Annotated in this window: 22 protein-coding genes, 1 tRNA gene and 1 pseudogene; 23 read left to right on the top strand and 1 reads right to left on the bottom strand. The window is 62.2% G+C overall.

What is annotated here, in order from left to right; all coding sequences use genetic code 11:
• The first annotated feature begins 48 nt into the window (after positions 1–48).
• Positions 49–939, top strand: coding sequence for a LysR substrate-binding domain-containing protein (locus ACRQ5J_RS20690; RefSeq protein ID WP_432379393.1), 891 nt, complete (start codon positions 49–51; stop codon positions 937–939).
• Here the strand turns inward: ACRQ5J_RS20690 and ACRQ5J_RS20685 are convergent.
• A complete protein-coding gene (locus ACRQ5J_RS20685; protein WP_432379391.1) occupies positions 936–3527 on the bottom strand; it encodes a TonB-dependent receptor in 2592 nt (863 codons plus the stop codon). The genes ACRQ5J_RS20690 and ACRQ5J_RS20685 overlap by 4 nt on opposite strands.
• A 208-nt stretch (positions 3528–3735) precedes the next feature.
• On the opposite strand from ACRQ5J_RS20685, the gene ACRQ5J_RS20680 reads away from it, so the two are divergent.
• The 22 genes and pseudogenes from ACRQ5J_RS20680 (at position 3736) to ACRQ5J_RS20575 (ending at position 25613) form a co-directional block, all read left to right on the top strand.
• Positions 3736–6186 carry a family 20 glycosylhydrolase gene (locus ACRQ5J_RS20680; protein WP_432379390.1) on the top strand — a complete coding sequence of 817 codons (2451 nt, stop codon included), beginning with the start codon at positions 3736–3738 and terminating at the stop codon, positions 6184–6186.
• Between the two features lie 193 nt (positions 6187–6379).
• Positions 6380–7147 (top strand): GIN domain-containing protein, encoded by a 768-nt coding sequence (locus ACRQ5J_RS20675; RefSeq protein WP_432379388.1) that lies wholly within the window; start codon positions 6380–6382, stop codon positions 7145–7147.
• A 23-nt stretch (positions 7148–7170) separates the two neighbouring features.
• Positions 7171–7779, top strand: coding sequence for a tetratricopeptide repeat protein (locus ACRQ5J_RS20670; RefSeq protein WP_432379386.1), 609 nt, complete (start codon positions 7171–7173; stop codon positions 7777–7779).
• Between the two features lie 193 nt (positions 7780–7972).
• Positions 7973–8953: an NAD(P)H-quinone oxidoreductase gene (locus tag ACRQ5J_RS20665; RefSeq protein ID WP_432379384.1), complete on the top strand. Its 981-nt coding sequence runs from the start codon at positions 7973–7975 to the stop codon at positions 8951–8953.
• Positions 8954–9079: 126 nt separating this feature from the next.
• On the top strand, positions 9080–9826 hold the full coding sequence (gene tpiA / locus ACRQ5J_RS20660) for a triose-phosphate isomerase (RefSeq protein ID WP_432379382.1): 747 nt from the start codon (positions 9080–9082) through the stop codon (positions 9824–9826).
• A gap of 61 nt (positions 9827–9887) precedes the next feature.
• Entirely contained in the window at positions 9888–10253 is a 366-nt protein-coding gene (secG, locus tag ACRQ5J_RS20655) for a preprotein translocase subunit SecG (protein ID WP_432379380.1), read from the top strand.
• A 173-nt stretch (positions 10254–10426) separates the two neighbouring features.
• A tRNA-Leu gene (locus ACRQ5J_RS20650) sits at positions 10427–10511 on the top strand.
• Positions 10512–10671: 160 nt separating this feature from the next.
• The gene (locus ACRQ5J_RS20645) at positions 10672–11031 is read left to right on the top strand and encodes an NADH-quinone oxidoreductase subunit A (protein ID WP_072780614.1); all 360 of its coding nucleotides are present in this window, start codon (positions 10672–10674) and stop codon (positions 11029–11031) included.
• 3 nt (positions 11032–11034) lie between these two features.
• Positions 11035–11511 (top strand): NuoB/complex I 20 kDa subunit family protein, encoded by a 477-nt coding sequence (locus tag ACRQ5J_RS20640; RefSeq protein ID WP_008450353.1) that lies wholly within the window; start codon positions 11035–11037, stop codon positions 11509–11511.
• Positions 11512–11528: 17 nt separating this feature from the next.
• Entirely contained in the window at positions 11529–12119 is a 591-nt protein-coding gene (locus ACRQ5J_RS20635; protein ID WP_432379376.1) for an NADH-quinone oxidoreductase subunit C, read from the top strand.
• A gap of 4 nt (positions 12120–12123) precedes the next feature.
• Entirely contained in the window at positions 12124–13377 is a 1254-nt protein-coding gene (locus tag ACRQ5J_RS20630) for an NADH-quinone oxidoreductase subunit D (protein WP_432379374.1), read from the top strand.
• Between the two features lie 18 nt (positions 13378–13395).
• Positions 13396–13875 carry an NADH-quinone oxidoreductase subunit NuoE gene (gene nuoE, locus ACRQ5J_RS20625; RefSeq protein ID WP_432379372.1) on the top strand — a complete coding sequence of 160 codons (480 nt, stop codon included), beginning with the start codon at positions 13396–13398 and terminating at the stop codon, positions 13873–13875.
• Positions 13872–15168: pseudogene (gene nuoF, locus ACRQ5J_RS20620) on the top strand (NADH-quinone oxidoreductase subunit NuoF). Before nuoE ends, nuoF begins: the two are co-directional and overlap by 4 nt.
• A 21-nt stretch (positions 15169–15189) precedes the next feature.
• A complete protein-coding gene (gene nuoG, locus ACRQ5J_RS20615) occupies positions 15190–17508 on the top strand; it encodes an NADH-quinone oxidoreductase subunit NuoG (RefSeq protein ID WP_432379370.1) in 2319 nt (772 codons plus the stop codon).
• Positions 17508–18593 (top strand): NADH-quinone oxidoreductase subunit NuoH, encoded by a 1086-nt coding sequence (gene nuoH / locus ACRQ5J_RS20610; RefSeq protein ID WP_432379369.1) that lies wholly within the window; start codon positions 17508–17510, stop codon positions 18591–18593. Before nuoG ends, nuoH begins: the two co-directional genes overlap by 1 nt.
• Positions 18594–18603: 10 nt before the next feature.
• Positions 18604–19092 carry an NADH-quinone oxidoreductase subunit NuoI gene (nuoI, locus tag ACRQ5J_RS20605; RefSeq protein WP_432379367.1) on the top strand — a complete coding sequence of 163 codons (489 nt, stop codon included), beginning with the start codon at positions 18604–18606 and terminating at the stop codon, positions 19090–19092.
• Between the two features lie 97 nt (positions 19093–19189).
• The gene (locus ACRQ5J_RS20600) at positions 19190–19819 is read left to right on the top strand and encodes an NADH-quinone oxidoreductase subunit J (protein ID WP_432379365.1); all 630 of its coding nucleotides are present in this window, start codon (positions 19190–19192) and stop codon (positions 19817–19819) included.
• Entirely contained in the window at positions 19816–20124 is a 309-nt protein-coding gene (gene nuoK / locus ACRQ5J_RS20595) for an NADH-quinone oxidoreductase subunit NuoK (protein WP_432379363.1), read from the top strand. The genes ACRQ5J_RS20600 and nuoK overlap by 4 nt, the downstream gene beginning before the upstream one ends.
• Before the next feature lie 35 nt (positions 20125–20159).
• Positions 20160–22256: an NADH-quinone oxidoreductase subunit L gene (nuoL, locus tag ACRQ5J_RS20590; protein ID WP_432379361.1), complete on the top strand. Its 2097-nt coding sequence runs from the start codon at positions 20160–20162 to the stop codon at positions 22254–22256.
• Positions 22257–22287: 31 nt separating this feature from the next.
• Positions 22288–23784, top strand: coding sequence for an NADH-quinone oxidoreductase subunit M (locus ACRQ5J_RS20585; RefSeq protein WP_432379360.1), 1497 nt, complete (start codon positions 22288–22290; stop codon positions 23782–23784).
• Between the two features lie 21 nt (positions 23785–23805).
• Positions 23806–25308, top strand: coding sequence for an NADH-quinone oxidoreductase subunit NuoN (gene nuoN / locus ACRQ5J_RS20580; protein WP_432379358.1), 1503 nt, complete (start codon positions 23806–23808; stop codon positions 25306–25308).
• On the top strand, positions 25308–25613 hold the full coding sequence (locus ACRQ5J_RS20575) for a DUF2818 family protein (protein ID WP_432379356.1): 306 nt from the start codon (positions 25308–25310) through the stop codon (positions 25611–25613). The genes nuoN and ACRQ5J_RS20575 overlap by 1 nt, the downstream gene beginning before the upstream one ends.
• Positions 25614–25619 lie beyond the last annotated feature (6 nt).

Here is a 25619-nt window from a genome sequence, read left to right as displayed (position 1 = left end):
GATGAAATGAATTAAAATTATAAAAATCATTCTCAATAGGAATGCATCATGGATATCCGCGCGCTGCGCTATTTCGTCGCGGTGGTCGACAAGCAGAGTTTCAGCCGTGCCGCCGAGGCGCTGCACGTCACCCAGCCCACGGTCAGTAAAATGATCCAGCAGCTGGAGCAATCGCTCGACCTGACGCTGCTGGAACGCGTCGGCAAGCGTTTCACGCTGACCGACGCCGGCAACGTGGTGCTGCAACGCGGCCGCGCGCTGCTGGCGATGCACGAAGAGATGGGCGTCGAGCTGGCCGACCTGCAGCAACTGCGGCGCGGCGACTTGCGCATCGGCGTGACCCAGCAGGCGCACGCGCCGCTGGCGCCTTTGCTGGCCGCGTATCACAAGCGCTACCCGCAGATAGAACTCAAGCTATTCGAAGGCGGCTCGCAGGGTATCGAGGCGGACCTGCGCAGCGGCGTGTTGGAAATGGGCACGATGCTGGACTATCCATCCAACGCCGCCGCATGGCAGGACTTCGACTCCTACCCGCTGCTGACATCGCCCATGTGCCTGCTGGCGCCCGGCGATTCGCCATGGCGCGGCCGGCGCGGCGTGGCTCTGCGCGAACTGGCCGATTGCGCCTTCATTTTCTACGGCGAGGGCTTCGCGCTGAATCAGGTGATTGCCGACGCCTGCCTGCGCGCCGGCTTCAAGCCGCGCATCAGCAGCCGCAGCGGCCAGTGGGATTTCGTCGCCTCGCTGGTGCGGCTGGGCGTGGGCGTCACGCTGCTGCCCAAGGTGTTTTGCGATACGCTGGAAAAGGGCCGGTTCACCGTGGTCAGGCTACAGGAGCCGGCGCTGGACTGGAAGCTGATGCTGGCCTGGCGGCGCGGCGGCCATCTGTCGTTCGCCGCGCGCGCCTGGCTCGATCTGGTGCGCAGCAGGGCTGCCTAGAAGTTGGCGCCGAGCCGGAAGCCGAACATGCGGGGCTCGATGAAGTTCGACTTCATGAAGCCGCCGAAGGCCGAGTCGGTGCTGGTTTTCGCATGCTTGTCGGTGAAATTGCGGACGTACAGCTCCGCGTGCCATTTGTCTTCCGGCGATTCAAACCGCACCGATGCATCGCCGGTCGCGTAAGCGCTCTGATAGCGGCCAACGTGGGCGAACTCGGAATTGAGCAGGTCGAAGTAGGCCTTGTCGCGCCAGTTCAGCTTCACATACGGGATCACCTTGTAGCCGTTCTCCAGCCCGAACTCCTGCGAGAAGTTCAGGTTGAGCTGATACTTCGGCGTGTTGGGCAGGTGGTTGCCGTCGATGTTGGCGAGGCGGCGGCCCAGCAGCGTCTTGTCCGAACCGCTGTAGACGGCCGGGCAGGCCGGCAGTCCCAGCTCCGTGCGCACGTCGCACAGGTAATCGTCGCTGTAGGAGTTGAAGTCATGCACGCTGGTGTTGATGTAGGCGAAGCCGCCGCCGAAGCGCGCGCCGCGCCACGGGCGGTAATCCCACTCCAGTTCCAGGCCGGGGATGTTGACCTTGCCGACGTTGATGGTACGCCAGGTTTCGTACACGTCGCACTTCGGCTGGTCGGCCGGGCAGGGCAGGCCGTTGTCCGGAATGATCTGGTTGACGAAGTAGGTGCCGGTCAGCTGCATGCCCTTGTACTTCATGAAGAAGGCGGTGGCGGACAGGCTGAGTTTATTTTCGAGGAATTTGCCCTTGAAGCCCAGCTCATAGTTGGTGACAGTCTCCGGCTCGTACGGCAGGAAGGTGACTTGTCCCGGCTTGCCGTCGGCGCACAGGTGGTAGTTGCAGGTGTCCGCCTTGTCGGCGAAGCCGCCGGCCTTGTAGCCGGTGGAGATGGAGCCGTACACCATCTTGCTGTTGTCGATCTGCTTTTGCAGGCCGAGGCGCCAGGTGACCTTGTTCCACGTTTGTTTGTGGTCGTTGGAGGTCGGCGATCCATACAGGCGGTAGGCGTCCACGCTGCCGCCCATGCCCGGCGCCAGGTCGGTGCCGTCGTGGACATGGAAGCCCGGCGTGCCGGGCGTGCCCTGCGAATACCAGCCGTTGTAGTAAGCCGCGTTGCCGATCCAGTTGGCGCCATATACCTTGCCGCCCTTGTCTTCCTTGCTGTCGACGCTGTAGCGGGCGCCGGCGGTGGCGGTCCACGTCGGGATGAACTGCCAGTCGGCCTGCGCGAAGGCGGCCTTGGCGTCGACCTGGCGGTGAGGCTGGTGATACAGCACGCTGCCAACGTCGCCGTAGGGCTTCTGGATGGTGTTGGTCTGTTCGTAGTCGATGGCGTTCCGTTCGTGCATCCAGAACAGGCCTCCGACATATTTGACGCTGCCCAGCTGCTGCTTGAGCTGCGCTTCGTGGACGGTGGACAGATAGCGCGAGAACAGCGTGCGGTGGAAGGAGTCGGTCAGCGGCCAGGTGCCCCAGTTGCCATCGGCGGAATTCGGATAGGCGCCGTTGATCTGGAATGGCGCGGCGTGTTGCAGGCCCTTGTCGTCGTCGGTGATTTCCGAGCGGCGCTGGTCCGCCACCTGGAAGGTATAGTCCAAGCTGGTGTGGTCGTTGACGTTCCAGTTGACGCCCGTGCGCAGCGTGCGGATTTTCATGTCGATGTGTCCCGGCACGTTGACGTTGATGTCCCACTTGCCCTGCGTGGTGCAAGCGTAGCGGGTGCCGGCGCCGGCCTCGCAATCGCGGAAGTTGGCGCCGCCGGCGCTGGAATCCTGGAATTCCTCATACGCCGCCTTGGCGGTGAGGTCGCGGTTCACTTTCAGCAGCGCGGTCAGGCGGCCGGCCCACTGGTCCTGGTTGGTGTAGTACTTGCTCCGGCCAATCGGCGTGTTGAAACGCTGGTCGACGTCCGGCTTGCCGTTGGGGACCCAGCCCAGCGCCGGCGCATTGGCCTCGCTGACGTCGCGGCTTTGGTTGGCGTAACCGTCGCGCTTTACTTTCATGAAGGTGCCGCGCAGCGCAGGCGCGTCGTTGATCACCCAGTTCTGCACCAGGTTCAGTTGTTTCTTGTCGTAGTTGCCCAGGTCGAGCAGGGCGTTGCCGTAATTGCCGGTCCAATCGGGCTTGGCGGGGATGACGTTGATGCTGCCGCCGGTCGAGTTGCGGCCGAACAGCGTGCCTTGCGGGCCGCGCAGCACTTCCACCTGTTCCAGGTCGAACATCAGCGCCTGCGCGCCTTGCGGGCGGGGCGAGTACATGCCGTCGACGTGGAAGCCGACCGCCGGGTCGCCGGTCTCGGTAAAATTGGTGGAGGTGATGCCGCGAATGGTGATCTGCACCGCCGAATCGAGGCCGGTGTTTTCGATGACGACGTTGGGCATTTCGCCGCTGAGGTCACGCAGGCTGGTGGCGCCCTTGCGGGCCAGCTGCTCCTGGGTGATCGCGGTGACCGCCAGCGGCGTCTTGAGCAGCGAAGTGGAATAGCGGGTGGCGGTAACCTTAACTTCAGGGATTTCGTCCTGCGCAGCGGCCACGCTCATGAAACTGCAAGCGCTGGCCACGGCAAGACTCATCAGAGTCTTACTCGTAGGGTGCAGCATGTTGTCTCCTTGGTGTTATTAGAGTAGTCATTCACCAAATCTTGATGCGGTGGCGCTCAGGATGTGGCAATCTGACAATTTAGTATTGACCTGCGATCGCAGAGGGTCAAACAAAACACTATTTGATGACGCAGTTTATTCAGGTTTACTAAACATGAAGAGATACCACCTTGCAGCCTGCATGCTGGCCCTGACCGCGCTGACCACTCCGGCCCACGCGGCGCAGCAGGAAGCGCTGAAGATGCGCTGGGAAGTGCTGCGCAACGAGCTGACCGCATCGCAACCGCGCACCCGCGCGCGGCTGAGCATCACCGCGCTGAAAGGCACGCCGCTGCCGGCGCAAGGCTGGTCGCTGTACTTCAACACCGCTTACGGCGTGGTCACCGGCCCGCTGGACGGCCGGCTGATGATGGAGAAGGTCAGCGGCGGCCTGTATCGCGTGCGGCCGGCGCCGGGCTTCAAAGGACTGAAGGCCGGGCGCACGCTGCATGTGGATTATTACTTCTCCGATGTGCTGGTCAAATTAGAGCGCGCGCCGGCGGGGCCTTATCTCGTCTACGACGCCGAGCCGGAGGCGGCGCACGCCATCGGCGACTATCAGGTACTGCTGCCGACGCGCGAAGAGCAGCTTCAGCGTCCGGCCGGCCAGCATGTCCTGGTGACGCCGCAGGATACCTATCGCCGCAACGCGCAGTCGGACGTGCTGCCGGCGGCCGCGCTGCCGCCGGTGTTCCCGACGCCGCTGTCGCTGCGCGCCGGCGCCGGCCGCGTGCTGCTGGCGCGCGCGCCGCAGGTGATTTCCGGCCCGGGCCTGAAGTATGAAACGGCGTTTGCCCGCGCGCTGTTCGCGCGCTACCTGCCGCAGGGCGACGGCGGACGCGCGCCGGTGCCGCTGCGCTTGCGCATCGGGCCGGTGGACGCGCAGCAGTCGCCGGAGGCGTATGAGTTGAGCATCAGCGCCGATGATGGCATCAACATCACCGGCAACACGGCGGCCGGCGTGGCGCGCGGCCTGCAATCGCTGCATGACCTGCTGCCCTTGCCGTCGCCGTCCACCGTGCAGATCGAACTGCCGGAGCTGGACGTGACCGATGCGCCGCGCTTTGCCTATCGCGGCTTCCAGCTGGACGTGGCGCGCAACTTCCAGCCCAAGGAGGTGGTGCTTAAAACGCTGGACCTGATGGCGACCTATAAGCTGAACAAGCTGCACTTCCATATCACCGACGACGAAGGCTGGCGGCTTGAAATCGCCGGCCTGCCTGAGCTGACCAGCCTTGGCGCGGTGCGCGGCCACAGCGCGCAGCAGGGCGTACGCCTGCCGCCGGCGTACGGCTCCGGTCCGCGCATCGACGATCCGCATGGCAGCGGCTACTATACGCGCGCCGAGTACATCGAAATTCTGCGGTATGCGGCGGCGCGCCATATCGAGGTGATACCGGAGGTGGAGATGCCGGGCCATGCGCGCGCGGCGGTCAAGGCGATGGAGGCGCGCTATCGCCGCATGGCGGCGGCGGGCGAGAAGGGCGCCGCGCAATACCTGCTGAACGATTTCGACGACCGTTCCGTATACAACTCGCCGCAGCAGTATAACGACCATGTGATCAATCCCGGCATGGAGTCCAGCTACGCGTTCATCGACCATGTGGTGGGCCAGGTCGCGGCGCTGCACCGCGAGGCCGGCGTGCCGCTGAAGACCATGCACGTGGGCGGCGACGAGCTGCCGCATGGGGCGTGGGAGAAGTCGCCCGCCAGCCAGGCGCTGATGCAGCGCGAGAAGCTGGCCAGCATTCCCGACCTTTGGGACTACTTTTATGACCGGGTGGACGCCATCCTGCGCAAGCATGGCATGACGGCGTCCGGCTGGGAGGAACTGGGCGCGCGCCGCACGGCCAAGGAGGGAGCGCAGCAGTCGCCGAATCCGCGCTTCACGCAGCGCGGTTTCAGCCTGTACGTGTGGAATAACACGCCGGGCAATGAGGACTTCGCGTATCGCGCCGCCAATGCCGGCTATGACATCGTGCTGGCGCCGGTGACCAATATGTATCTGGATATGGCGGCCAACGCCAATCCGGAGGAGCCGGGCGTGAACTGGGGCGCGTATGTGGAGCTCGATACGGTCTACAACTTCAAGCCTTTGGGCGCGCAATTGACCGACGCGGGGCGGCAGCGGATACGCGGGCTGGAGGCGACTTTGTTCTCGGAGACCGTGCGCGAAGCGCGCCAGCTCGACTACCTGATGATGCCGCGCTTGCTGGCGGTGGCGGAACGGGCCTGGGCGCCTGATCCGGCGTGGGCGCAGGCCGGCGATGCGGTGCAGGCTGCGGCCTTGCATCGGGGGGCGTGGTCGGGTTTCGTGAATGTGCTGGGGCAGCGCGTGTTGCCCCGGCTGGACCTGGAGCGCGGGGATGTCGCATATCGCATCGCACCGCCGGGGATGGTGGTGGAGGGCGGCAAGGTGCTGGTCAACCATGTGCTGCCGGGGCTGACCTTGCGGTACACCACGGATGGCAGCGCGCCGACCGTGCGCAGCAAGGTGGTTAGCGGGCCGATTGCGGCCAGGGGCACGATTTCTGCCGCCGCCTTCGACCGCACCGGCCGTGCGGGGCTGGTGGCGCGCATCGTCAACCGCTAGCCGCCCCGCCGTCATTCCCGCGCAGGCGGGAATCCATGGGACGTGTGCGGGCAGGCGGCCCATGGGTTCCCGCCTGCGCGGGAACGACGGGGTTTTACCGTCCAGTCGCCGTTTTGTGCAGTTCGTCGCAATCCAGGGCTGGCCGGCCACGCGCGCGCGATATGATGGTTGCCTCAACATCAGAGGATTCGACATGAAGAAGTTTTTCCAGTTCGGTTTGCTGTTTGCCGCGTTTTGCACCCTGGCCGGCTGGGCCGGCGCCGCCGATGACATCACCGAAACGCGCGCGGTAACCATCGACGCCCGCGTGGTGCGGGTCAAGGTCGACGGCGTGATCGACCTCAAGCTGCGCCAGGGCGACACGCCCACGCTCAAGCTGATCGGCGAAAGGCGCTATCTGGACAAGCTGATCGCGTCGCAATCGGGCGACACCTTGCATCTCGAAAGCGAAGGCCGCGGCATCAAGGTCGGCCGCTCCACCGCGCGCGCCGAGCTGATCCTGCCGAAGCTGCGCGAAGTGGTGGTCGAGGGCGTGGGCCAGACCGAAGTCAACGGCTTCAGCGGCGAGCAACTGGACCTGACCATGGACGGCGCCGGCAATATGAAGGTGGTGTGCAATTACAAGCTGCTGAAGGCTAACCTGGGCGGCGTCGGCAGCATGAACGTGTGGCTCAGCGAGAACGACGAGGTCGACCTCGACATGAGCGGCGCCGGCCAGATCACGCTCGGCGGACGCGGCAAGAAGCTGCGCGCCGGCCTCGGCGGCGTCGGCGGCCTCAATGCGCAGCAATTCCAGGCGGATTCGGTGGATGTCGATCTAAGCGGGCTGGGCAACGCCACCGTGACTGCCAAAACCGATATCACGCTGAACCTCAGTGGCCTTGGATCGGTCATTGTGTATGGCAAGCCGTTGAACCGCAATGTGTCGGTCGACGGCCTCGGCAAGGTTAGCTGGAAGTAAACACACCTGATATAGCACGCGATATGAAAAAATTCATACTAGCGATCGCCATCGCCCTGGGTTGGCAGCAGGCCGCGATGGCAGGATTCGCCGAGGGGGCGACCGCGTACAACAGCAAGAACTACGCGGTGGCGCTGAGGGAGATACGGCCGTTGGCCCAGGCCGGCAATGCGGATGCGCAGCATCTGCTGGGGCTGATGTACTACATGGGCCGGGGCGTGTCGCAGGATTACAAGGCTGCGCTGGAGTGGCACCGCAAGGCCGCGCTCAAGGGCAAGGCCGACGCGCAGTACGTGGTGGGCGCCATGTATTACACGGGCAATGCGGTGATTCAGGATCACAAGCAGGCGGTGGCGTGGTTCCGCAAGGCGGCCGAGCAGGGCCACCCGGAGGCGCAGCAGGTGCTGGGGCTGATGTACCGCTATCACATCGGCGGCATGCCGCAGGATAATGTCATCGCTTATATGTTGTGGAACCTGGCGGCCGCCAATGGTTCGGCCAATGCCGCGGAGCAACGTTCGCAGTTGTTGAAGAAGATGACACAGGAGCAGATCGAGGAGGGGCAGGCGTTGTCGGCGTCGTGGCGTGTTAATACGCCGCTGCCGCAAAAGTCGCGCACCGGCGGCGGCTAGCCGTCATTCCCGCGCAGGCGGGAATCCATGGGGCGCTGATCGGCACGCGGTCCATGGGTTCCCGCCTGCGCGGGAACGACGGGGGGCGCCTTGCGCTTACACGACGGGGTGGTGCCTACGCGTACACGACGGGGGGCGCCTGCGCGTAAGCGTCGGTAGGCGTAGAATCGGGCTTTCTTTATCCGAGACGAACATGCGCGCGATTGAAATCACCCAACCCGGCCCAGCCGATGTCCTGAAACTGTGTGAACGTCCAATGCCGGTGGTTAAATCCGGCGAGGTGCTGATTAAAGTGCATGCCGCCGGCGTCAACCGCCCGGACGTCTTCCAGCGCACCGGCAACTACGCCCCGCCGCCCGGCGCGTCCGACATTCCCGGCCTGGAAGTGGCCGGCGAAATCGTCGACGGCGATCTCGACTACACCACCCTCGATATCGGCGACCACGTCTGCGCTTTGGTGCAGGGCGGCGGCTATGCCGAGTATGTTGTTGCGCCGATACAGCAAGTTTTACCGGTGCCCAAAGGCTGGTCGATGCTCGAAGCGGCCACAATTCCGGAAAATTACTTCACAGTCTGGAGCAACGTTTTTGACCGCGCCAACCTGACTGCCGGCGAGACATTGCTGGTGCAGGGCGGCAGTTCCGGCATCGGCGTCACCGCCATCCAGCTGGCCTCTGCGATGGGCCACCGCGTGTTCGCCACCGCCGGTTCGGACGACAAGGTCGCGGCCTGCGTCGGCCTCGGCGCCGAGCGCGGCATCAACTACAAAACCGAGGACTTCGCGGCCGTCGTCAAGTCGCTGACCAACGACCGCGGCGTCGACGTGATTCTCGACATGGTGGCCGGAGACTACCTGCCACGCGAGGTTTCCTGTCTGGCGGACGATGGCCGCATCGCCATCATCGCCACGCTGGGCGGCGCCAAGGCGACGCTCGACATGGGCCAGGTGCTGCGCCGCCGGCTGACCGTGACCGGCTCCACCTTGCGCCCGCGCTCGGCGGATTTCAAAGGCGCCATCGCCAAAAAGCTGAAGGAGAAAGTCTGGCCGATGATGGCCGAACGCAAGCTCAAGCCGATCATCCACACCGTTTTCCCGCTGGAGCAGGCGGCCGCCGCGCACGCGCTGATGGAGAGCAGCTCGCACGTCGGAAAAATCATGTTGCAGGTGATCTGATGGTGATTTCGTTGTAAAATGCGTAGTAAATTTACGGTTTTCGACAGCCGGGGAGAGGCTTTGCCTGTTTGACCATGCGTTTTTGCGCGCGGTAAAATGGTGGGTTATTAAACCTTTGGGCAAGCTATGCGTCACAAACTCGTTATCGGCAACTGGAAAATGAATGGCAACCGCGCCGCCAACACGGCACTGCTGTCGGGGATAGTCGCCGGACTGAACGACTTTGGCGCCGACTGCGCGGTCTGTGTGCCCGCACCCTACCTGGCGCAGTGCCAGGCGGAGCTGAGCGGCACGCCGGTGGCCTGGGGCGCGCAAGACGTGTCGATCCACGCCGCAGGCGCGTATACTGGCGAGGTGTCGGCCGCCATGCTGCAGGATTTCGGCTCGACCTACGTGCTGGTCGGCCACTCGGAGCGCCGTTCCTATCACCACGAGAGCAATGCGCTGGTGGCGCAGAAGGCGGTGGTGGCGCTGGCGGCAGGCCTGACGCCGGTGGTGTGCGTCGGCGAGTCGCTGGCCGAGCGCGAGGCGGGGCGGACCGAGGAGGTGATCTGCGCCCAGCTGCAAGCCGTGCTGGACGCGATTGCGGCGCAGGACGTGGCGAAGATCGTGCTGGCTTACGAGCCGGTCTGGGCCATCGGCACCGGCAGGACGGCGACGCCGCAGATCGCCCAGGACGCGCACCGTTTCCTGCGCCAGTGCCTGGCCGGCAAGCATGCGGCAGCGGCGGCGGAAGTGAAGATTCTCTACGGCGGCAGCATGAAGCCGGAGAATGCGAAAGAATTGATGGTGCAGCCCGATATTGACGGCGGCCTGATTGGCGGCGCTGCTTTAAAGTCGAGTGATTTTCTCGGGATTATTCAGGCCGTTTAAGTGGTAGAAACAAGCAGTAGAAACAAAACGATACAAAACTTTTAATTTGGAATGGAATAACATGAGCACCTTTTTCAATCTGGTTATCGTAGTGCAGGTGATTTCGGCCATCGCCATTATCGGCCTGGTGTTGCTGCAACACGGTAAGGGCGCCGACATGGGCGCGGCCTTCGGTTCCGGTGCCTCCGGCAGCCTGTTCGGCGCGACCGGTTCCTCCAACTTCATGTCCAAGTCGACCGGCGTGGCCGCCGCGATCTTCTTCGCTGCCACGCTGGCGCTGTCGTACATCACCACGCACCAGGCCAACAACGTCAGCGGCGGTGTGATGGACCGTGTGCAAGCCCCGGCGCCAGCCGCCCCGGCCGCTTCGGCGCCTGCCGCACCGGCCGCACCGGCGCCGGCGCCTGCAAACTCGATTCCAAAGTAATATAATCGCTGTAGTAAATCAGTGCTGTTGATAATTTTTTAAGTTGTTTGCTCATAGTTTTGGCAGTATCTTTGAGAGCAGAAAAAATAGTTAAAGATTTATCGATTTTTCCTTGTTTTGACGCAATACGGGATTAACAACCGCGTGAAAACGAAGTAGAATAACGGCCTTATGCCGACGTGGTGAAATTGGTAGACACGCTATCTTGAGGGGGTAGTGGCGCAAGCTGTACGAGTTCGAGTCTCGTCGTCGGCACCAGAACATAGGCCAGCAAGGGTGGTACCAAGCTGGCTTTTTTACGAGGATGTGTCGTTCGATCCTGGTCTGAGCAGTTTTACGATTGGGGCGAACGTTAAGCGCACCGCAGAGCACCGCGATGTGTCCTTTAAACTGATCGTTCAACATAAGCTCTTCAATCGTGAACCTCGAAAATTATCTCCCCGTCCTGTTGTTCATCCTCGTCGGTCTCGGCGTAGGTATCGCTCCCCAAGTGCTGGGCCACATCCTCGGCCCGAAAAAGCCTGACGCAGCCAAGCTGTCCCCGTATGAATGCGGCTTCGAAGCTTTCGAAGACGCGCGCATGAAATTCGACGTGCGTTACTACCTCGTCGCGATTCTCTTTATTTTGTTCGATCTGGAAACGGCGTTCTTCTTCCCTTGGGGCGTATCCATGCGCGAACTGGGCTGGCAAGGCTTCGTCACGATGATGGTCTTCATCGCCGAATTCGTGGTCGGTTTCTGGTACATCTGGAAGAAAGGTGCCCTTGATTGGGAATAAGCCATGGCTATTGAAGGCGTATTAAACGAAGGTTTCATCACCACCTCGGCTGACAAGCTGATCAACTGGGCGCGCACGGGTTCGATGTTCCCGATGACGTTCGGTCTGGCTTGCTGCGCAGTCGAAATGATGCACGTGGGCGCTGCCCGTTACGACATGGACCGCTTTGGCGTCGTGTTCCGTCCATCGCCACGTCAGTCCGACGTGATGATCGTGGCCGGCACGCTGTGCAACAAGATGGCCCCGGCACTGCGCAAGGTCTACGACCAGATGCCGGAGCCGCGCTGGGTCATCTCGATGGGTTCCTGCGCCAACGGCGGCGGCTACTATCACTACTCCTACTCGGTCGTGCGCGGCTGCGACCGCATCGTGCCGGTCGACGTCTACGTGCCGGGCTGTCCGCCGACCGCCGAGGCCCTGCTGTACGGCATCATGCAGTTGCAGAATAAGATCAAGCGCACCAACACGATCGCACGCTAACGGGGGCGCAACACAATATGACTACACATCTGGAACAACTCCAAACCGCCCTCGGCACTGCCCTGGGCGACCGCGTTTCTACGGTCGTTGCACTGGGCGAGATCACGCTGACCGTCAAGGCCGCTGATTACTATGCCGTGATGCAGACGCTGCGCGACGACGCCACGCTGGGCTTCGACACCGCCATCGACCTGTGCGGCATCGACTACCTGAACTACGGCGACGGCGCCTGGGATGGCCAGCGTTTCGCCGCCGTCACCCACCTGCTGTCGGTAAAACACAACTGGCGCGTCCGTGTGCGCGCCTTCTGCGCTGACGACGAGATGCCGCTGCTGCCGTCGCTGACCCCGCTGTGGCGCTCGCTGAACTGGTACGAGCGCGAAGCGTTCGACATGTTCGGCATCCTGTTCGAAAACCACAACGACCTGCGCCGCATCCTGACCGACTACGGCTTCATCGGCCACCCGTTCCGCAAGGACTTCCCGGTCTCGGGCTACGTGGAAATGACCTACGACGCCGAGCAGAAGCGCGTGGTCTACCAGCCGGTCACCATCGAGCCGCGTGAAAACGTGCCGCGCGTGATCCGCGAAGAAACCTACGGGAAGTAAGAACATGGCAGAAATTAAGAACTACACCCTGAACTTTGGCCCGCAACACCCGGCCGCGCACGGCGTGCTGCGCCTGGTGCTGGAGCTCGACGGCGAAGTGATCCAGCGCGCCGATCCGCACATCGGCCTGCTGCACCGCGGCACCGAGAAGCTGGCCGAGCAGAAGACCTACCTGCAGTCGGTGCCGTATATGGACCGCCTCGACTACGTGTCGATGATGTGCAACGAGCACGCCTACGTGATGGCCATCGAAAAGATGCTGGGGCTGGAAGTGCCGCTGCGCGCACAGTACATCCGCGTCATGTTCGACGAGATCACCCGCATCCTGAACCACCTGATGTGGCTGGGCGCGCACGCGCTGGACGTCGGCGCCATGGGCCCGTTCCTGTACTGCTTCCGCGACCGCGAAGACCTGTTCGACTGCTACGAGGCGGTGTCGGGCGCGCGCATGCACGCGGCCTACTACCGTCCGGGCGGCGTCTACCGCGACCTGCCGGACGCGATGCCGCAGCACAAGCCGTCGATCATCCGTTCGGCCAAGGCCATCGACAACCTGAACAAGGATCGTCAGGGCTCGATGCTGGACTTCATCGAAGCGTTCACCGCGCGCTTCCCGACCTATGTCGACGAATACGAAACCCTGCTGACCGACAACCGCATCTGGAAACAGCGTACCGTCGGCATCGGCGTGGTGTCGCCGGAAGACGCGAAAGCGATGGGCTTCACCGGCGCCATGCTGCGCGGCTCGGGCGTGCAGTGGGACCTGCGCAAGCACCAGCCGTACGAGGTGTACGACCTGATGGACTTCGACATCCCGATCGGCACCAACGGCGACTGCTACGACCGCTACCTGGTGCGCGTGGAAGAGCTGCGCCAGTCGAACCGCATCATCAAGCAGTGCGTCGAATGGCTGCGCAACAACCCGGGTCCCGTCATGACCAGCAACCGCAAGGTGGCGCCGCCGGGCCGCGTGGACATGAAGACCAATATGGAATCGCTGATCCACCACTTCAAGCTGTTCACCGAAGGCTTCCACGTGCCGCCAGGCGAGGCGTACAGCGCCGTGGAACACCCGAAAGGCGAGTTCGGTGTCTACATTGTGTCGGACGGCGCCAACAAGCCATACCGCGTGAAACTGCGCGCTCCAGACTATGCACACCTGCAGTCGCTGGATGAAATGGCGCGTGGCCACATGATTGCCGACGCCGTCACCATCATTGGTACGCAGGACATCGTGTTCGGCAGTATTGACCGCTAAGTGCGAGAGGCAAAAAGAATGTTGTTATCTGAGCAGTGCTACAAAAAAATCGATCGCGAGCTGGCCAAGTACCCAGACGATCAGCGCCAATCGGCCGTGATGGCTGCGCTGGCGCACGCCCAGGTCGAACTGGGCTGGATCTCGCCCGAGACCATGCAGGAACTGGCCGACTACATCCGCATGCCGGCCATCGCCGTGCAGGAAGTGGCGACCTTCTACAATATGTACAACCTGAAGCCGGTCGGCAAGCACAAGATCACCGTGTGCACCAACCTGCCTTGCGCCCTGTCGGGTGGCGAGCGCGCGGCGCACCACCTGAAGCAGAAGCTGGGCATCGACTACCGTGAAACCACGGCCGACGGCGAGTTCACGCTGATGGAAGGCGAGTGCATGGGCGCCTGCGGCGACGCGCCGGTGGTGCTGGTGAACAATCACCGCATGTGCAGCTTCATGTCCAACGATAAACTCGACTCCCTCGTGGAGGAACTCAAGAAATGACGTCACTCCACGACCGACATATCGATCCAGTCATTCTCGCCGGCCTGAACGGTGACAACTGGCACCTGGAAGATTACGTAAAACGCGGCGGCTACAGCGCGCTGCGCCGTATCATCGAAGAGAAAATCACCCCGGAACAGATCATCGCCGACCTCAAGGCGTCGTCGCTGCGCGGCCGTGGCGGCGCCGGTTTCCCTACCGGCCTGAAGTGGAGCTTCATGCCGCGCCAGTTCCCGGGCCAGAAGTACCTGGTATGCAATTCAGATGAGGGCGAACCGGGCACTTTCAAGGACCGCGACATTCTTCGTTACAATCCGCACGCGCTGATCGAAGGCATGGCCATCGGCGCCTACGCGATGGGCATCACGGTCGGCTACAACTACATCCACGGCGAAATCTTCGAGGTGTACACCCGCTTTGAAGAAGCGCTGGAAGAGGCGCGCGCCGCCGGCTTCCTGGGCGACAAGATCATGGGCAGCGAGTTCAGCTTCCAGCTGCACGCGCACCACGGTTATGGCGCCTACATCTGCGGCGAGGAAACCGCGCTGCTGGAATCGCTGGAAGGCAAGAAGGGCCAGCCGCGCTTCAAGCCGCCGTTCCCGGCCTCGTTCGGCCTGTACGGCAAGCCGACCACCATCAACAACACCGAAACCTTCGCCGCCGTGCCGTTCATTTTGAACATGGGCCCGGAGAAGTACCTGGCGATCGGCCGCCCGAACAACGGCGGCTCGAAGATCTTCTCGATCTCCGGCGACGTCGAGCGTCCGGGCAACTACGAAGTACCACTGGGCACGCCGTTCGCCAAACTGCTGGAACTGGCAGGCGGCATGCGCGGCGGCAAAAAGATCAAGGCGGTCATCCCTGGCGGTTCCTCCGCGCCGGTGGTGCGCGGCGAGATCATGATGCAAACTGACCTCGACTACGATTCGATCGCCAAGGCCGGTTCGATGCTGGGTTCCGGCGCGGTCATCGTCATGGACGAGACGCGCTGCATGGTGAAAGCCATGGAGCGCACTGGCGTACTTCTACTTTGAAGAGTCGTGCGGCCAGTGCACGCCGTGCCGCGAAGGCACGGGCTGGATGTACCGCATGATCCACCGTATCGAAAACGGCCAGGGCCGCCCGTCGGACCTGGACGTGCTGAATTCGGTATGCGACAACATCCAGGGCCGCACGATTTGCGCGCTGGGCGACGCGGCGGCCATGCCTATGCGTGCGTTCATCAAGCAATTCCGCGAAGAATTTGAACACCACATCGAGCACAAGCAATGCTGCGTGCCCGCTTACATCTAAGCGTCACAGGTAACGATCACCATGGTTGAAATCGAAATAGACGGCAAAAAAGTCGAAGTCCCTGCTGGTAGCATGGTGATGGACGCCGCCAACAAACTGGGAACCTACATTCCGCACTTCTGCTATCACAAGAAATTGTCGATCGCAGCGAACTGCCGCATGTGCCTCGTCGAAGTGGAGAAGGCGCCCAAGCCTTTGCCAGCATGCGCTACGCCGGTCTCGGCGGGCATGATTGTGCGCTCCAATTCCGACAAGGCCACGCAGGCGCAGAAGTCGGTCATGGAATTCCTGCTGATTAACCACCCGCTGGATTGCCCGATCTGCGACCAGGGCGGCGAGTGCCAGCTGCAGGATTTGGCCGTCGGCTACGGCAAGGGCGAATCGCGCTACGAGGAAGACAAGCGCGTGGTCGTGCCGAAAGACGCCGGCCCGCTGGTGTCGATGCAGGAAATGGCGCGCTGCATCCAGTGCACCCGTTGCGTGCGTTTCGGCCAGGAAGTGGCCGGCGTCATGGAACTGGGCATGATCGGTCGCGGCGAACACTCGGAAATCACCGCGTTTGTCGGCCAGACCGTCAACTCGGAAATGTCCGGCAATATGATCGACCTGTGCCCGGTCGGCGCGCTGACCTCCAAGCCGTTCCGCTACAGCGCCCGTACCTGGGAACTGTCGCGCCGTAAATCGGTGTCGCCGCACGACGGCCTCGGCGCCAACCTGATCGTTCAGGTCAAGGCCGGCAAAGTCATGCGCGTGCTGCCGCTGGAAAACGATGCGGTCAACGAGTGCTGGATTTCCGACAAGGACCGCTTCTCGTACGAAGGCCTGAACACCGCCGACCGCCTGACCCAGCCGATGCTGAAGCAGGGCGGCGAGTGGAAGGAAGTCGACTGGCAGACCGCGCTGGAATACGTCGCGCACGGCCTGAAAAACATCCGTCACGAACACGGCGCCAACGCGCTGGCCGCCGTCGCCACGCCGCACTCGACGCTGGAAGAACTGCACCTGCTGCAAAAGCTGACCCGCGCCATGGGCTCGGACAGCGTCGACACCCGCCTGCGCCACAGCGATTTCTCGCTGGACGTGACGCCATGGCTGGGCATGTCGATCGCCGAATTCGGCGCGCTGAACCGCGCCTTCGTGATCGGCTCGTTCCTGCGCAAGGATCACCCGCTGCTGGCGACCCGCCTGCGTACCGCGGTCAAGGGCGGCGCCAAGCTGTCCGTGCTGCACGCAACCGACGACGACCTGCTGATGAACGTGGCCAACAAGCTGATCGCCGCGCCGTCGGAATGGCTGTCGGCGCTGTCGCAAGTGGTGGTGGCTGTCGCCAAAGCAAAAGAAGTGGCCGCACCGGCCGGCTTCGACGGCGTGCAAGCCTCGGACGCCGCCAACGCCATCGCCGCTTCGCTGCTGTCGGGCGAGAACAAGGGCGTGTTCCTGGGTAACGCCGCCGTGCAGCACCCGCAAGCTGCCGCGCTGCACGCCGCCGCGCAATGGATCGCCGAACAGACCGGCGCCAAGCTGGGCTACCTGACCGAAGCCGCCAACACCGTCGGCGCCTACATCGCCAACGCCAACGGCGGCAAAGCGCCGGTGTTCTCGGAGCCGAAAGCCGCCTACCTGCTGCTGAACGCCGAGCCGGAACTGGACGCGCACAACCCGCAAGCCGCCGTCGCCGCGCTGAAGAAGGCCGACATGGTGGTGGCCATGTCCGCCTACAAGCACGGCATGGACTACGCCGACGTGCTGCTGCCGGTGTCGCCGTTCAGCGAAACCTCGGGCACCTTCATCAACGCCGAAGGCCGCGCGCAAAGCTTCAACGGCACCGTCAAGCCGCTGGCTGAAACCCGTCCTGCGTGGAAAGTGCTGCGCGTGCTGGGCAACATCCTGGGCCTGACCGGTTTCGACTACGACACCTCGGAACAGATCCGCGACGAACTGCTGGGCGCCGGCGTGACCGATGTATCGGCCAAGCTGAACAACGTGTCGAAGCTGCCGCTGGTTGCCGCAACGTCGACCTCGACCGGCACCGAACGCATCGCCGACGTGCCGATCTACTTCGCCGACGCCGTGGTCCGCCGCGCCGAGTCGCTGCAGAAGATGGCCGACGCGGCCGCGCCGAAAGCGCACCTGTCGAGCGCGCTGGCGCAACAACTGGGTGTGGCCGAAGGCGACAAGGTCAAAGTTACCCAAGGTTCCGGCAGCGCGATCCTGGTCGCCACTGTCGACGCCAAACTGCCAGCCAACGCCGTGCGCGTGGCCGCTGCTCACGCATCGACCGCCGCCCTGGGCAGCATGTTTGGTTCCATCACCGTTGAAAAAGCAGGAGAGGTGAAATAATGGCTCTGCCTGAATTCGTCACTACGTTACACACGCTGGGCGCGAACAGCGTGCTGGCGCCAGTCTGGCCAGTGGTCTGGTCGCTGATCAAAGTCCTGTGCGTGCTGCTGCCGCTGATGGGCCTGGTTGCTTACGCCACGCTGTGGGAACGCAAGTTCATCGGCTGGATCCAGATCCGCGTCGGTCCCAACCGCGTTGGCCCGCTGGGTCTGCTGCAACCGATCGCCGATGCGCTGAAACTGCTGTTCAAAGAGATCATTACCCCGGCCAAGGCTAACCCAGGCCTGTTCGTCATCGGCCCGATCATGACCATCATGCCTGCGCTGGCATGCTGGGCCGTCGTGCCGTTCGGTCCGGAAGCCGTGATCGCCAACGTCAACGCCGGTCTGCTGCTGCTGATGGCGATTACCTCGATGGAAGTCTACGGCATCATCATCGCCGGCTGGGCCTCGAACTCGAAGTACTCGTTCATGGGCGCAATGCGCGCCTCGGCACAGATGATTTCCTACGAAATCCCGATGGGCTTCGTGCTGGTGGTGGTGCTGATGGTGTCCGGTTCGCTGAACTTCGGCGACATCGTCGCCGGCCAACAGAAGGGCATGATGGTCGAGCAGGGCCTGAACTTCCTGTCGTGGAACTGGCTGCCGCTGCTGCCGCTGTTCGTGGTTTACCTGACCTCCGGCCTGGCCGAGTGCAACCGCCACCCGTTCGACGTGGTGGAAGGCGAATCGGAAATCGTTGCCGGCCACATGGTGGAATACTCGGGCATGGCCTACGCCATGTTCATGCTGGCCGAATACGCCAACATGATCCTGATCGCCACGCTGGGTTCGATCATGTTCCTGGGCGGCTGGTCCGCACCGTTTGCCTTCCTGGAATTCTGGGGCGGTTTCGGCGGCTTCTTCTGGTTGTTCGCCAAGGCGTTCTTCCTGGTATCGGTCTTCATCTGGGTGCGCGGTACCTTCCCACGCTACCGTTATGACCAGATCATGCGTTTGGGCTGGAAAGTATTCATTCCGCTGACGCTGGCATATCTGGTGTTCATCGCTGGCTGGATGCAGACCTCCTGGAATATCTGGAAGTAAGGAAAAAATAATGGAACGTTTAAAAGACTTCATCGGCAGCTTCATGCTGACCGAACTGGTTAAAGGGATGGCGCTGACGGGCAAGTACATGTTCTCGCGCAAGATCACCGTGCAGTACCCGGAAGAGAAGACGCCGATGTCGCCGCGCTTCCGCGGCCTGCACGCGCTGCGCCGCTATCCGAACGGCGAAGAGCGCTGCATCGCCTGCAAACTGTGCGAAGCGGTGTGCCCGGCGATGGCGATCAGCATCGAATCGGAGCAGCGTGCGGACGGCTCGCGCCGTACCACGCGTTACGACATCGACCTGACCAAGTGCATCTTCTGCGGCTTCTGCGAAGAGTCGTGCCCGGTTGATTCGATCGTGGAAACGCATGTGCTGGAATACCACGGCGAGAAACGCGGCGATCTGTACTACACGAAAGAGATGCTGCTGGCCGTCGGCGACCGTTACGAAAACGATATCGCCGCGGCCCGCGCAGCGGACGCTCCTTATCGCTGAGACGGCGCCTGTCCTGACCTCGCCAAGGCGAGGCCACAGGCAGGCACCTGTTAATCAGGGATTCGATCAATAAAACTGTACGTCTCTTGGGTTAGTTATGGAATTTAAAACTGCTTTGTTCTACGTCTTCGCGGCCATCATGATATTGGCCTCGCTGCGCGTTATCACGGCCCGCAATCCGGTGCACGCCGCGCTGTTCCTGGTGCTGGCGTTCTTCAACGCCGCCGGCATCTGGATGCTGCTGGAGGCCGAATTCCTGGCCATCGTGCTGGTGCTGGTCTACGTTGGCGCCGTCATGGTGCTGTTCCTGTTCGTGGTCATGATGCTGGACATCGACACCGAAAAGCTGCGCGAAAACTTCTGGGGCTACCTGCCGGTCGCCTCGTTTGTCGGCGTGATCATCGTGCTGGAAATGGCGGCCGTGCTGTGGCGCTCGTTCCTGACCTTCGATCAGGAAGTGGCCAATCCAAACAATATCGGCGGCACCAAGGAACTGGGCATGCTGATCTACACCAAATACATCTATGGCTTTGAGATTGCCGCCGTGGTCCTGCTGGTGGCGATCATCGCCGCCGTGGCACTGACCCTGCGCAAGCGCAAGGACACCAAATTCTTCGACCCAGCCGACGCTGTCCGCGTCAAGCGCAATGACCGCCTGAAGATCGTCAAGATCGATCCGGTCACCAACCGCGGCCAGGCCGAAACCGAAGTGAAGGAGGCACCATGACTTTATCCCTGGCTCACTACCTGATCCTGGGCGCGATCCTGTTCGCGATCTCGATCGTAGGTATTTTCCTGAACCGCAAGAACGTCATTATCATCCTGATGGCCATCGAACTGATGCTGCTGGCAGTGAATATGAACTTCATCGCGTTCTCGCATTACCTCGGTGATGCGGCAGGGCAGATCTTTGTCTTCTTTATCCTGACCGTTGCCGCTGCCGAATCGGCGATCGGCCTCGCGATCCTGGTGGTGCTGTTCCGTAACCTGGACACCATCAACGTAGAAGACCTGGATAGCCTGAAGGGCTAAGTTTTAACCTCCGAAAATAACGATTAAGGTTCATCATGGCGGGTACACTTAACGCTAATCTCTTGCTAGCTGTTCCACTGGCGCCCCTCGCGGGCGCGGCAGTGGCCGGCTTGCTGGGAACTAAATTCTTCGGCAACGTGGTCGGTCGCAAGACCGCGACCGCGGCGACCATCCTGGGCGTGCTGGTGGCATTCATCATCTCGGCGATGACGCTGATGGAAGTGCTCGACGGCGCGCGCTTCAACGAAACCATCTACACCTGGATGACGGTAGCCGGCATGAAGCTGGAAGTCGGCTTCCAGATCGATGCGCTGTCGGCAATGATGATGTGCGTGGTGACCTTCGTGTCGCTGATGGTGCACATCTACACCATCGGCTACATGGCGGAAGACGAGGGCTATAACCGCTTCTTCTCGTACATCTCGCTGTTCACCTTCTCGATGCTGATGCTGGTGATGGCCAACAACTTCCTGCAGCTGTTCTTCGGCTGGGAAGCGGTGGGCCTGGTGTCCTACCTGCTGATCGGCTTCTGGTACACCCGTCCGACCGCCATCTTCGCCAATATGAAAGCCTTCCTGGTCAACCGCGTCGGTGACTTCGGCTTCATCCTCGGCATCGGCCTGCTGCTGGCTTACGCCGGTTCGATGAACTACCAGGAAGTGTTCGCCAAGCGCGAAGCGCTGTCGGCGCTGACGCTGCCGGGCACCGACTGGGCGCTGCTGACCGTGGCCTGCATCTGCCTGTTCATCGGCGCGATGGGCAAGTCGGCGCAGTTCCCGCTGCACGTCTGGCTGCCGGACTCGATGGAAGGCCCGACCCCGATTTCCGCACTGATTCACGCGGCAACCATGGTTACCGCCGGCATCTTCATGGTGTCGCGCATGTCGCCGCTGTTCGAGCTGTCGGACACCGCGCTGAGCTTCATCCTGGTGATCGGTTCGATTACCGCGCTGTTCATGGGCTTCCTGGGCATCATCCAGAACGACATCAAGCGCGTGGTTGCTTACTCGACGCTGTCGCAGCTGGGCTACATGACCGTGGCGCTGGGTTCGTCGGCTTACTCGGTGGCGGTGTTCCACCTGATGACCCACGCGTTCTTCAAGGCGCTGCTGTTCCTGGGCGCCGGCTCGGTCATCATCGGCATGCACCACGACCAGGACATCCGCAACATGGGCGGCCTGCGCAAATACATGCCGATCACCTGGATCACTTCGCTGCTGGGTTCGCTGGCCCTGATCGGCACGCCGTTCTTCTCGGGCTTCTACTCGAAAGACTCGATCATCGAAGCCGTGCACGAAACCCATATCTGGGGCGCCGGCTTCGCCAACTTCGCCGTGCTGGCTGGCGTGTTCGTGACCGCGTTCTACTCGTTCCGCATGTACTTCCTGGTGTTCCACGGTAAAGAGCGTTTCGGCCAGGCCCACGCCCACGGCCACGACGACCATCACGCACCGAAAGCCGCACACGGCGCGCATGACGACCACGCGCACGACGATCACGGCCACGACGACCATGACGACCACGCCCACCACGGCCTGGCCCCGGGCCAGAAACCGCACGAATCGCCATTCGTGGTGTGGTTCCCGCTGGTGGCGCTGGCCATCCCGTCGGTGCTGATCGGCTTCTTCACCATCCAGCCTATGCTGCATGGCGACTTCTTCAAGGATGTCATCTTCATCGGTGAAAACCACAAGGCGATGGAAATCCTGGGCGAAGAGTTCCATGGCGCCGTCGGCATGGCGATCCACTCGCTGACCACGCTGCCGCTGTGGCTGGCCATTGCCGGTGTGGCGTCGTCGTACTACTGCTACATGATCAATCCGCGCGTGCCGGCATGGTTCTACGAAAAGTTCAAGGCCCTGCACACGCTGCTCGACAACAAGTACTACATGGACAAGTTCAACGAAACCGTGTTCGCAGGCGGCGCCCGCCTGCTGGGCAACGGCCTGTGGAACTTCGGCGACAAGAAACTGATCGACGGCCTGCTGGTGAACGGCAGCGCCAAAGTCGTCGGCTGGTTCTCCTCGCTGACCCGCCTGGCGCAGACCGGTTACATCTACCACTACGCCTTCGTGATGATCCTGGGCATCCTGGGGTTCCTGGTCTACTTCCTGCCGTTTTGGCACGCTTAATTAGCTGATACGCAAAGAGATAACGATAACCATGATGTCAACAATATCTTCATTACCTCCGTACCTGAGCCTCTCGATCTGGCTCCCGATTATTTTCGGCCTGATCGTGTTGGCGGTAGGGCGTGACAGCAACGCGCCATTCACCCGCGTGCTGACCCTGATCGGCTCGATTGTCAGCTTCGGCGCGACCGTGCCGCTGATCACCCACTTTGACAACGCCGCCCACGGCATGCAGTTCGTCGAAAAAGCGCCGTGGATCGAGCGCTTCAACATCTGGTACTCGCTGGGTATCGATGGCCTGTCGCTGTGGTTCGTGCCGCTGACCGCCTTCATCACCATCATCGTGGTGATCTCGGCCTGGCAAGTGATTCAGAAACGCGTGGCCCAGTACATGGGCGCGTTCCTGATCCTGTCCGGCCTGATGATCGGCGTGTTCACCGCCATGGACGGCCTGCTGTTCTACTTCTTCTTTGAAGCGACCCTGATCCCGATGTACATCATCATCGGTATCTGGGGCGGCGACAACCGCGTGTATGCGTCGTTCAAGTTCTTCCTGTACACCTTCTTCGGTTCGCTGCTGACGCTGGTTGCCATCGTCTACCTGTACAACGTCACCGGTAGCTGGGACATCCTGCTGTGGCACAAGGCGCCGCTGACGATGACCGAGCAGATCCTGATCTTCCTGGCCTTCTTCATGGCGTTTGCCGTGAAAGTGCCGATGTTCCCGGTCCACACCTGGCTGCCGGACGTCCACGTCGAGGCGCCGACCGGCGGCTCGGCCGTGCTGGCCGCGATCATGCTGAAACTCGGTGCCTACGGCTTCATCCGTTTTTCGCTGCCGATCACGCCGGACGCGTCGCACTACCTGTCGGGCTTCGTGATTACGCTGTCGCTGATCGCCGTGATCTACATCGGCCTGGTGGCGCTGGTGCAGAAAGACATGAAAAAGCTGGTCGCCTACTCGTCGATCGCCCACATGGGCTTCGTCACGCTGGGCTTCTTCGTCTTCAACGACATGGCAGTGCAGGGCGCCATCATGCAGATGATCTCGCACGGCTTCGTGTCGGGCGCGATGTTCCTGTGCATCGGCGTACTGTACGACCAGGCGCACTCGCGCCAGATCGCCGACTACGGTGGCGTGGTCAACAAGATGCCGAAATTTGCCGCCTTCTTCATCCTGTTCTCGATGGCCAACTGCGGCCTGCCAGCGACCTCCGGTTTCGTCGGCGAGTTCATGGTGATCCTGGGCGCGACCCAGTACAACTTCTGGATCGGCCTGCTGGCAGCGACCGCCCTGATCTTTGGTGCAGCGTACTCGCTGTGGATGGCCAAGCGCGTCATCTTCGGCAAAGTGACCAACCACCACGTGGCCGAGCTGGTCGACCTGAATGGCCGCGAGTTCTTCATGCTGGGCATCCTGGCGGTGGCCACCCTGTACATGGGCCTGTACCTGGCGCCGTTCACCGACACGATGCAAACCTCGGTCGCTGACCTGCTGGCGCACGTAGCACACAGCAAGCTGCCTTAAGAAGAAAACGGAAATACATACATGACTACACCTATTCCTCAAGAGGTCGTGAACCTGGTCCCGGCCTATGCCGAGATCGCGTTGCTGATCGGCGCTTCCGCCATCCTGTTGATCGACATGTTCCTGTCCAAGGCGCAGCGTTCGTTCACCTACGTGCTGTCCCTGCTGATGCTGGTGGTCCTGGCCGGCATCAGCTATTCGGACTTCGCCGCCGGCACCACGACCTACACCTTCCACGGCATGTTCGTCTCGGACCCGATGGCCAACCTGCTGAAACTGTTCACCTACCTGACCGTGGGCATGACGCTGGTGTATTCGCGCCAGTACGCCGGCGACCGCGAGATGCTGAGCGGCAACCTGGGCGGCGAGTTCTACGTGCTGGCGCTGTTCGCCATGCTGGGCCAGATGATCATGATCTCGGCCTCCAGCCTGCTGTCGATCTACCTCGGCGTGGAACTGATGTCGCTGTCGCTGTACGCGCTGGTGGCGATGCGCCGCGACAATGTGCGCGCCACCGAGGCGGCGATGAAATACTTCGTGCTGGGCGCGCTGGCGTCGGGCTTCCTGCTGTACGGCATGTCGATGCTGTACGGCGCGACCGGCACGCTGGACATCCGTGAAATCGCCACCGCTGTCGGCGCCGGCACCATCAAGCCTATCGTGCTGGTGTTCGGCCTGGTGTTCCTGGTGGCTGGCCTGGCCTTCAAACTGGGCGCCGTGCCGTTCCATATGTGGGTGCCGGACGTCTACGACGGCGCGCCAACCGCTGTCACGCTGCTGCTGGGCGGCGCGCCGAAGATCGCCACCTTCGCGATCTGCATCCGCCTGCTGGTGGAAGGCCTGCTGCCGCTGGCGTTCGACTGGCAGCAAATGCTGATGGTGCTGGCCGTGCTGTCGCTGGTGGTGGGTAACGTCACCGCGATCGCGCAGACCAACATCAAGCGTATGCTGGCGTACTCGACCATCGCACAAATCGGCTTCGTGCTGCTGGGCCTGCTGGCCGGCGTGGTCGGCACCAACCAGACCGGCACCAGCGGCGCCTACAGCTCGGCGATGTATTATGTGCTGACCTACGTGCTGACCACGGTGGGCACCTTCGGCACGCTGATGCTGCTGTCGCGCGCCGGTTTCGACGCCGACAACATCGCCGACTTCAAGGGCCTGAGCAAGCGCAGCGGCTGGTTCGCCACCGTGATGACGATCCTGCTGTTCTCGCTGGCCGGCGTGCCGCCGATGATGGGTTTTGCCGCCAAGTTCGCCGTGCTGAACTCGGTGCTGGCCACCGGCCAGATCTGGCTGACCGTGTTTGCCGTGATGTTCTCGCTGATTGGCGCGTTCTACTACCTGCGCGTTATCAAGCACATCTGGTTCGATGAGCCGGTCGACAACGCGCCGCTGGCCGCCCCGGCCGACATGAAGCTGGTGCTGAGCCTGAACGGCCTGGCGATCGTCGCCCTGGGCGTGCTGCCTGGCCCGCTGCTGGAAGTTTCGCTGCGCACCATCAAAGCGACGCTGGCCATCTGATGGATATCTCCACCGCCGGCTGGCTGGTCATCGCGATTGCCATCGCGGCGGCCAACCTGCCGTTCTTCAACGACAAAGTGTTCGCCGTGCTGGGAGCCAAATGGACGGGCAAACCGCTGTTCGTGCGGCTGCTGGAAATGACGGTGCTGTACTTTGTCGTTGGCGCGGTGGGTTTCGCGTTGGAAACCCACATCGGCGCCCGTTTCCCGCAGACCTGGGAGTTCTACGCGATCTCGGCCTGCCTGTTCCTCGTTCTCGGATTCCCGGGATTCATCGTCCGCTACCTGCGCAAGCCTCACGGCTGATACACT

This window comes from Duganella sp. P38 (genome assembly GCF_050859475.1).
Lineage (GTDB): Bacteria > Pseudomonadota > Gammaproteobacteria > Burkholderiales > Burkholderiaceae_D > Rugamonas.
Note: the sequence above shows the minus strand (reverse complement) of the source record. Positions and strands in the feature narration are given on the sequence as shown.

What these genes read in the sequence shown, in the direction of transcription:
- ACRQ5J_RS20690 (WP_432379393.1), top strand. Translation starts at nt 49, where the DNA reads ATGGATATCCGCGCGCTGCGCTATTTCGTCGCGGTGGTCGACAAGCAG.
- ACRQ5J_RS20685 (WP_432379391.1), bottom strand. Translation starts at nt 3,527, where the DNA reads ATGAGTCTTGCCGTGGCCAGCGCTTGCAGTTTCATGAGCGTGGCCGCT.
- ACRQ5J_RS20680 (WP_432379390.1), top strand. Translation starts at nt 3,736, where the DNA reads ATGCTGGCCCTGACCGCGCTGACCACTCCGGCCCACGCGGCGCAGCAG.
- ACRQ5J_RS20675 (WP_432379388.1), top strand. Translation starts at nt 6,380, where the DNA reads ATGAAGAAGTTTTTCCAGTTCGGTTTGCTGTTTGCCGCGTTTTGCACC.
- ACRQ5J_RS20670 (WP_432379386.1), top strand. Translation starts at nt 7,171, where the DNA reads ATGAAAAAATTCATACTAGCGATCGCCATCGCCCTGGGTTGGCAGCAG.
- ACRQ5J_RS20665 (WP_432379384.1), top strand. Translation starts at nt 7,973, where the DNA reads ATGCGCGCGATTGAAATCACCCAACCCGGCCCAGCCGATGTCCTGAAA.
- tpiA (WP_432379382.1), top strand. Translation starts at nt 9,080, where the DNA reads ATGCGTCACAAACTCGTTATCGGCAACTGGAAAATGAATGGCAACCGC.
- secG (WP_432379380.1), top strand. Translation starts at nt 9,888, where the DNA reads ATGAGCACCTTTTTCAATCTGGTTATCGTAGTGCAGGTGATTTCGGCC.
- ACRQ5J_RS20640 (WP_008450353.1), top strand. Translation starts at nt 11,035, where the DNA reads ATGGCTATTGAAGGCGTATTAAACGAAGGTTTCATCACCACCTCGGCT.
- ACRQ5J_RS20635 (WP_432379376.1), top strand. Translation starts at nt 11,529, where the DNA reads ATGACTACACATCTGGAACAACTCCAAACCGCCCTCGGCACTGCCCTG.
- ACRQ5J_RS20630 (WP_432379374.1), top strand. Translation starts at nt 12,124, where the DNA reads ATGGCAGAAATTAAGAACTACACCCTGAACTTTGGCCCGCAACACCCG.
- nuoE (WP_432379372.1), top strand. Translation starts at nt 13,396, where the DNA reads ATGTTGTTATCTGAGCAGTGCTACAAAAAAATCGATCGCGAGCTGGCC.
- nuoG (WP_432379370.1), top strand. Translation starts at nt 15,190, where the DNA reads ATGGTTGAAATCGAAATAGACGGCAAAAAAGTCGAAGTCCCTGCTGGT.
- nuoH (WP_432379369.1), top strand. Translation starts at nt 17,508, where the DNA reads ATGGCTCTGCCTGAATTCGTCACTACGTTACACACGCTGGGCGCGAAC.
- nuoI (WP_432379367.1), top strand. Translation starts at nt 18,604, where the DNA reads ATGGAACGTTTAAAAGACTTCATCGGCAGCTTCATGCTGACCGAACTG.
- ACRQ5J_RS20600 (WP_432379365.1), top strand. Translation starts at nt 19,190, where the DNA reads ATGGAATTTAAAACTGCTTTGTTCTACGTCTTCGCGGCCATCATGATA.
- nuoK (WP_432379363.1), top strand. Translation starts at nt 19,816, where the DNA reads ATGACTTTATCCCTGGCTCACTACCTGATCCTGGGCGCGATCCTGTTC.
- nuoL (WP_432379361.1), top strand. Translation starts at nt 20,160, where the DNA reads ATGGCGGGTACACTTAACGCTAATCTCTTGCTAGCTGTTCCACTGGCG.
- ACRQ5J_RS20585 (WP_432379360.1), top strand. Translation starts at nt 22,288, where the DNA reads ATGATGTCAACAATATCTTCATTACCTCCGTACCTGAGCCTCTCGATC.
- nuoN (WP_432379358.1), top strand. Translation starts at nt 23,806, where the DNA reads ATGACTACACCTATTCCTCAAGAGGTCGTGAACCTGGTCCCGGCCTAT.
- ACRQ5J_RS20575 (WP_432379356.1), top strand. Translation starts at nt 25,308, where the DNA reads ATGGATATCTCCACCGCCGGCTGGCTGGTCATCGCGATTGCCATCGCG.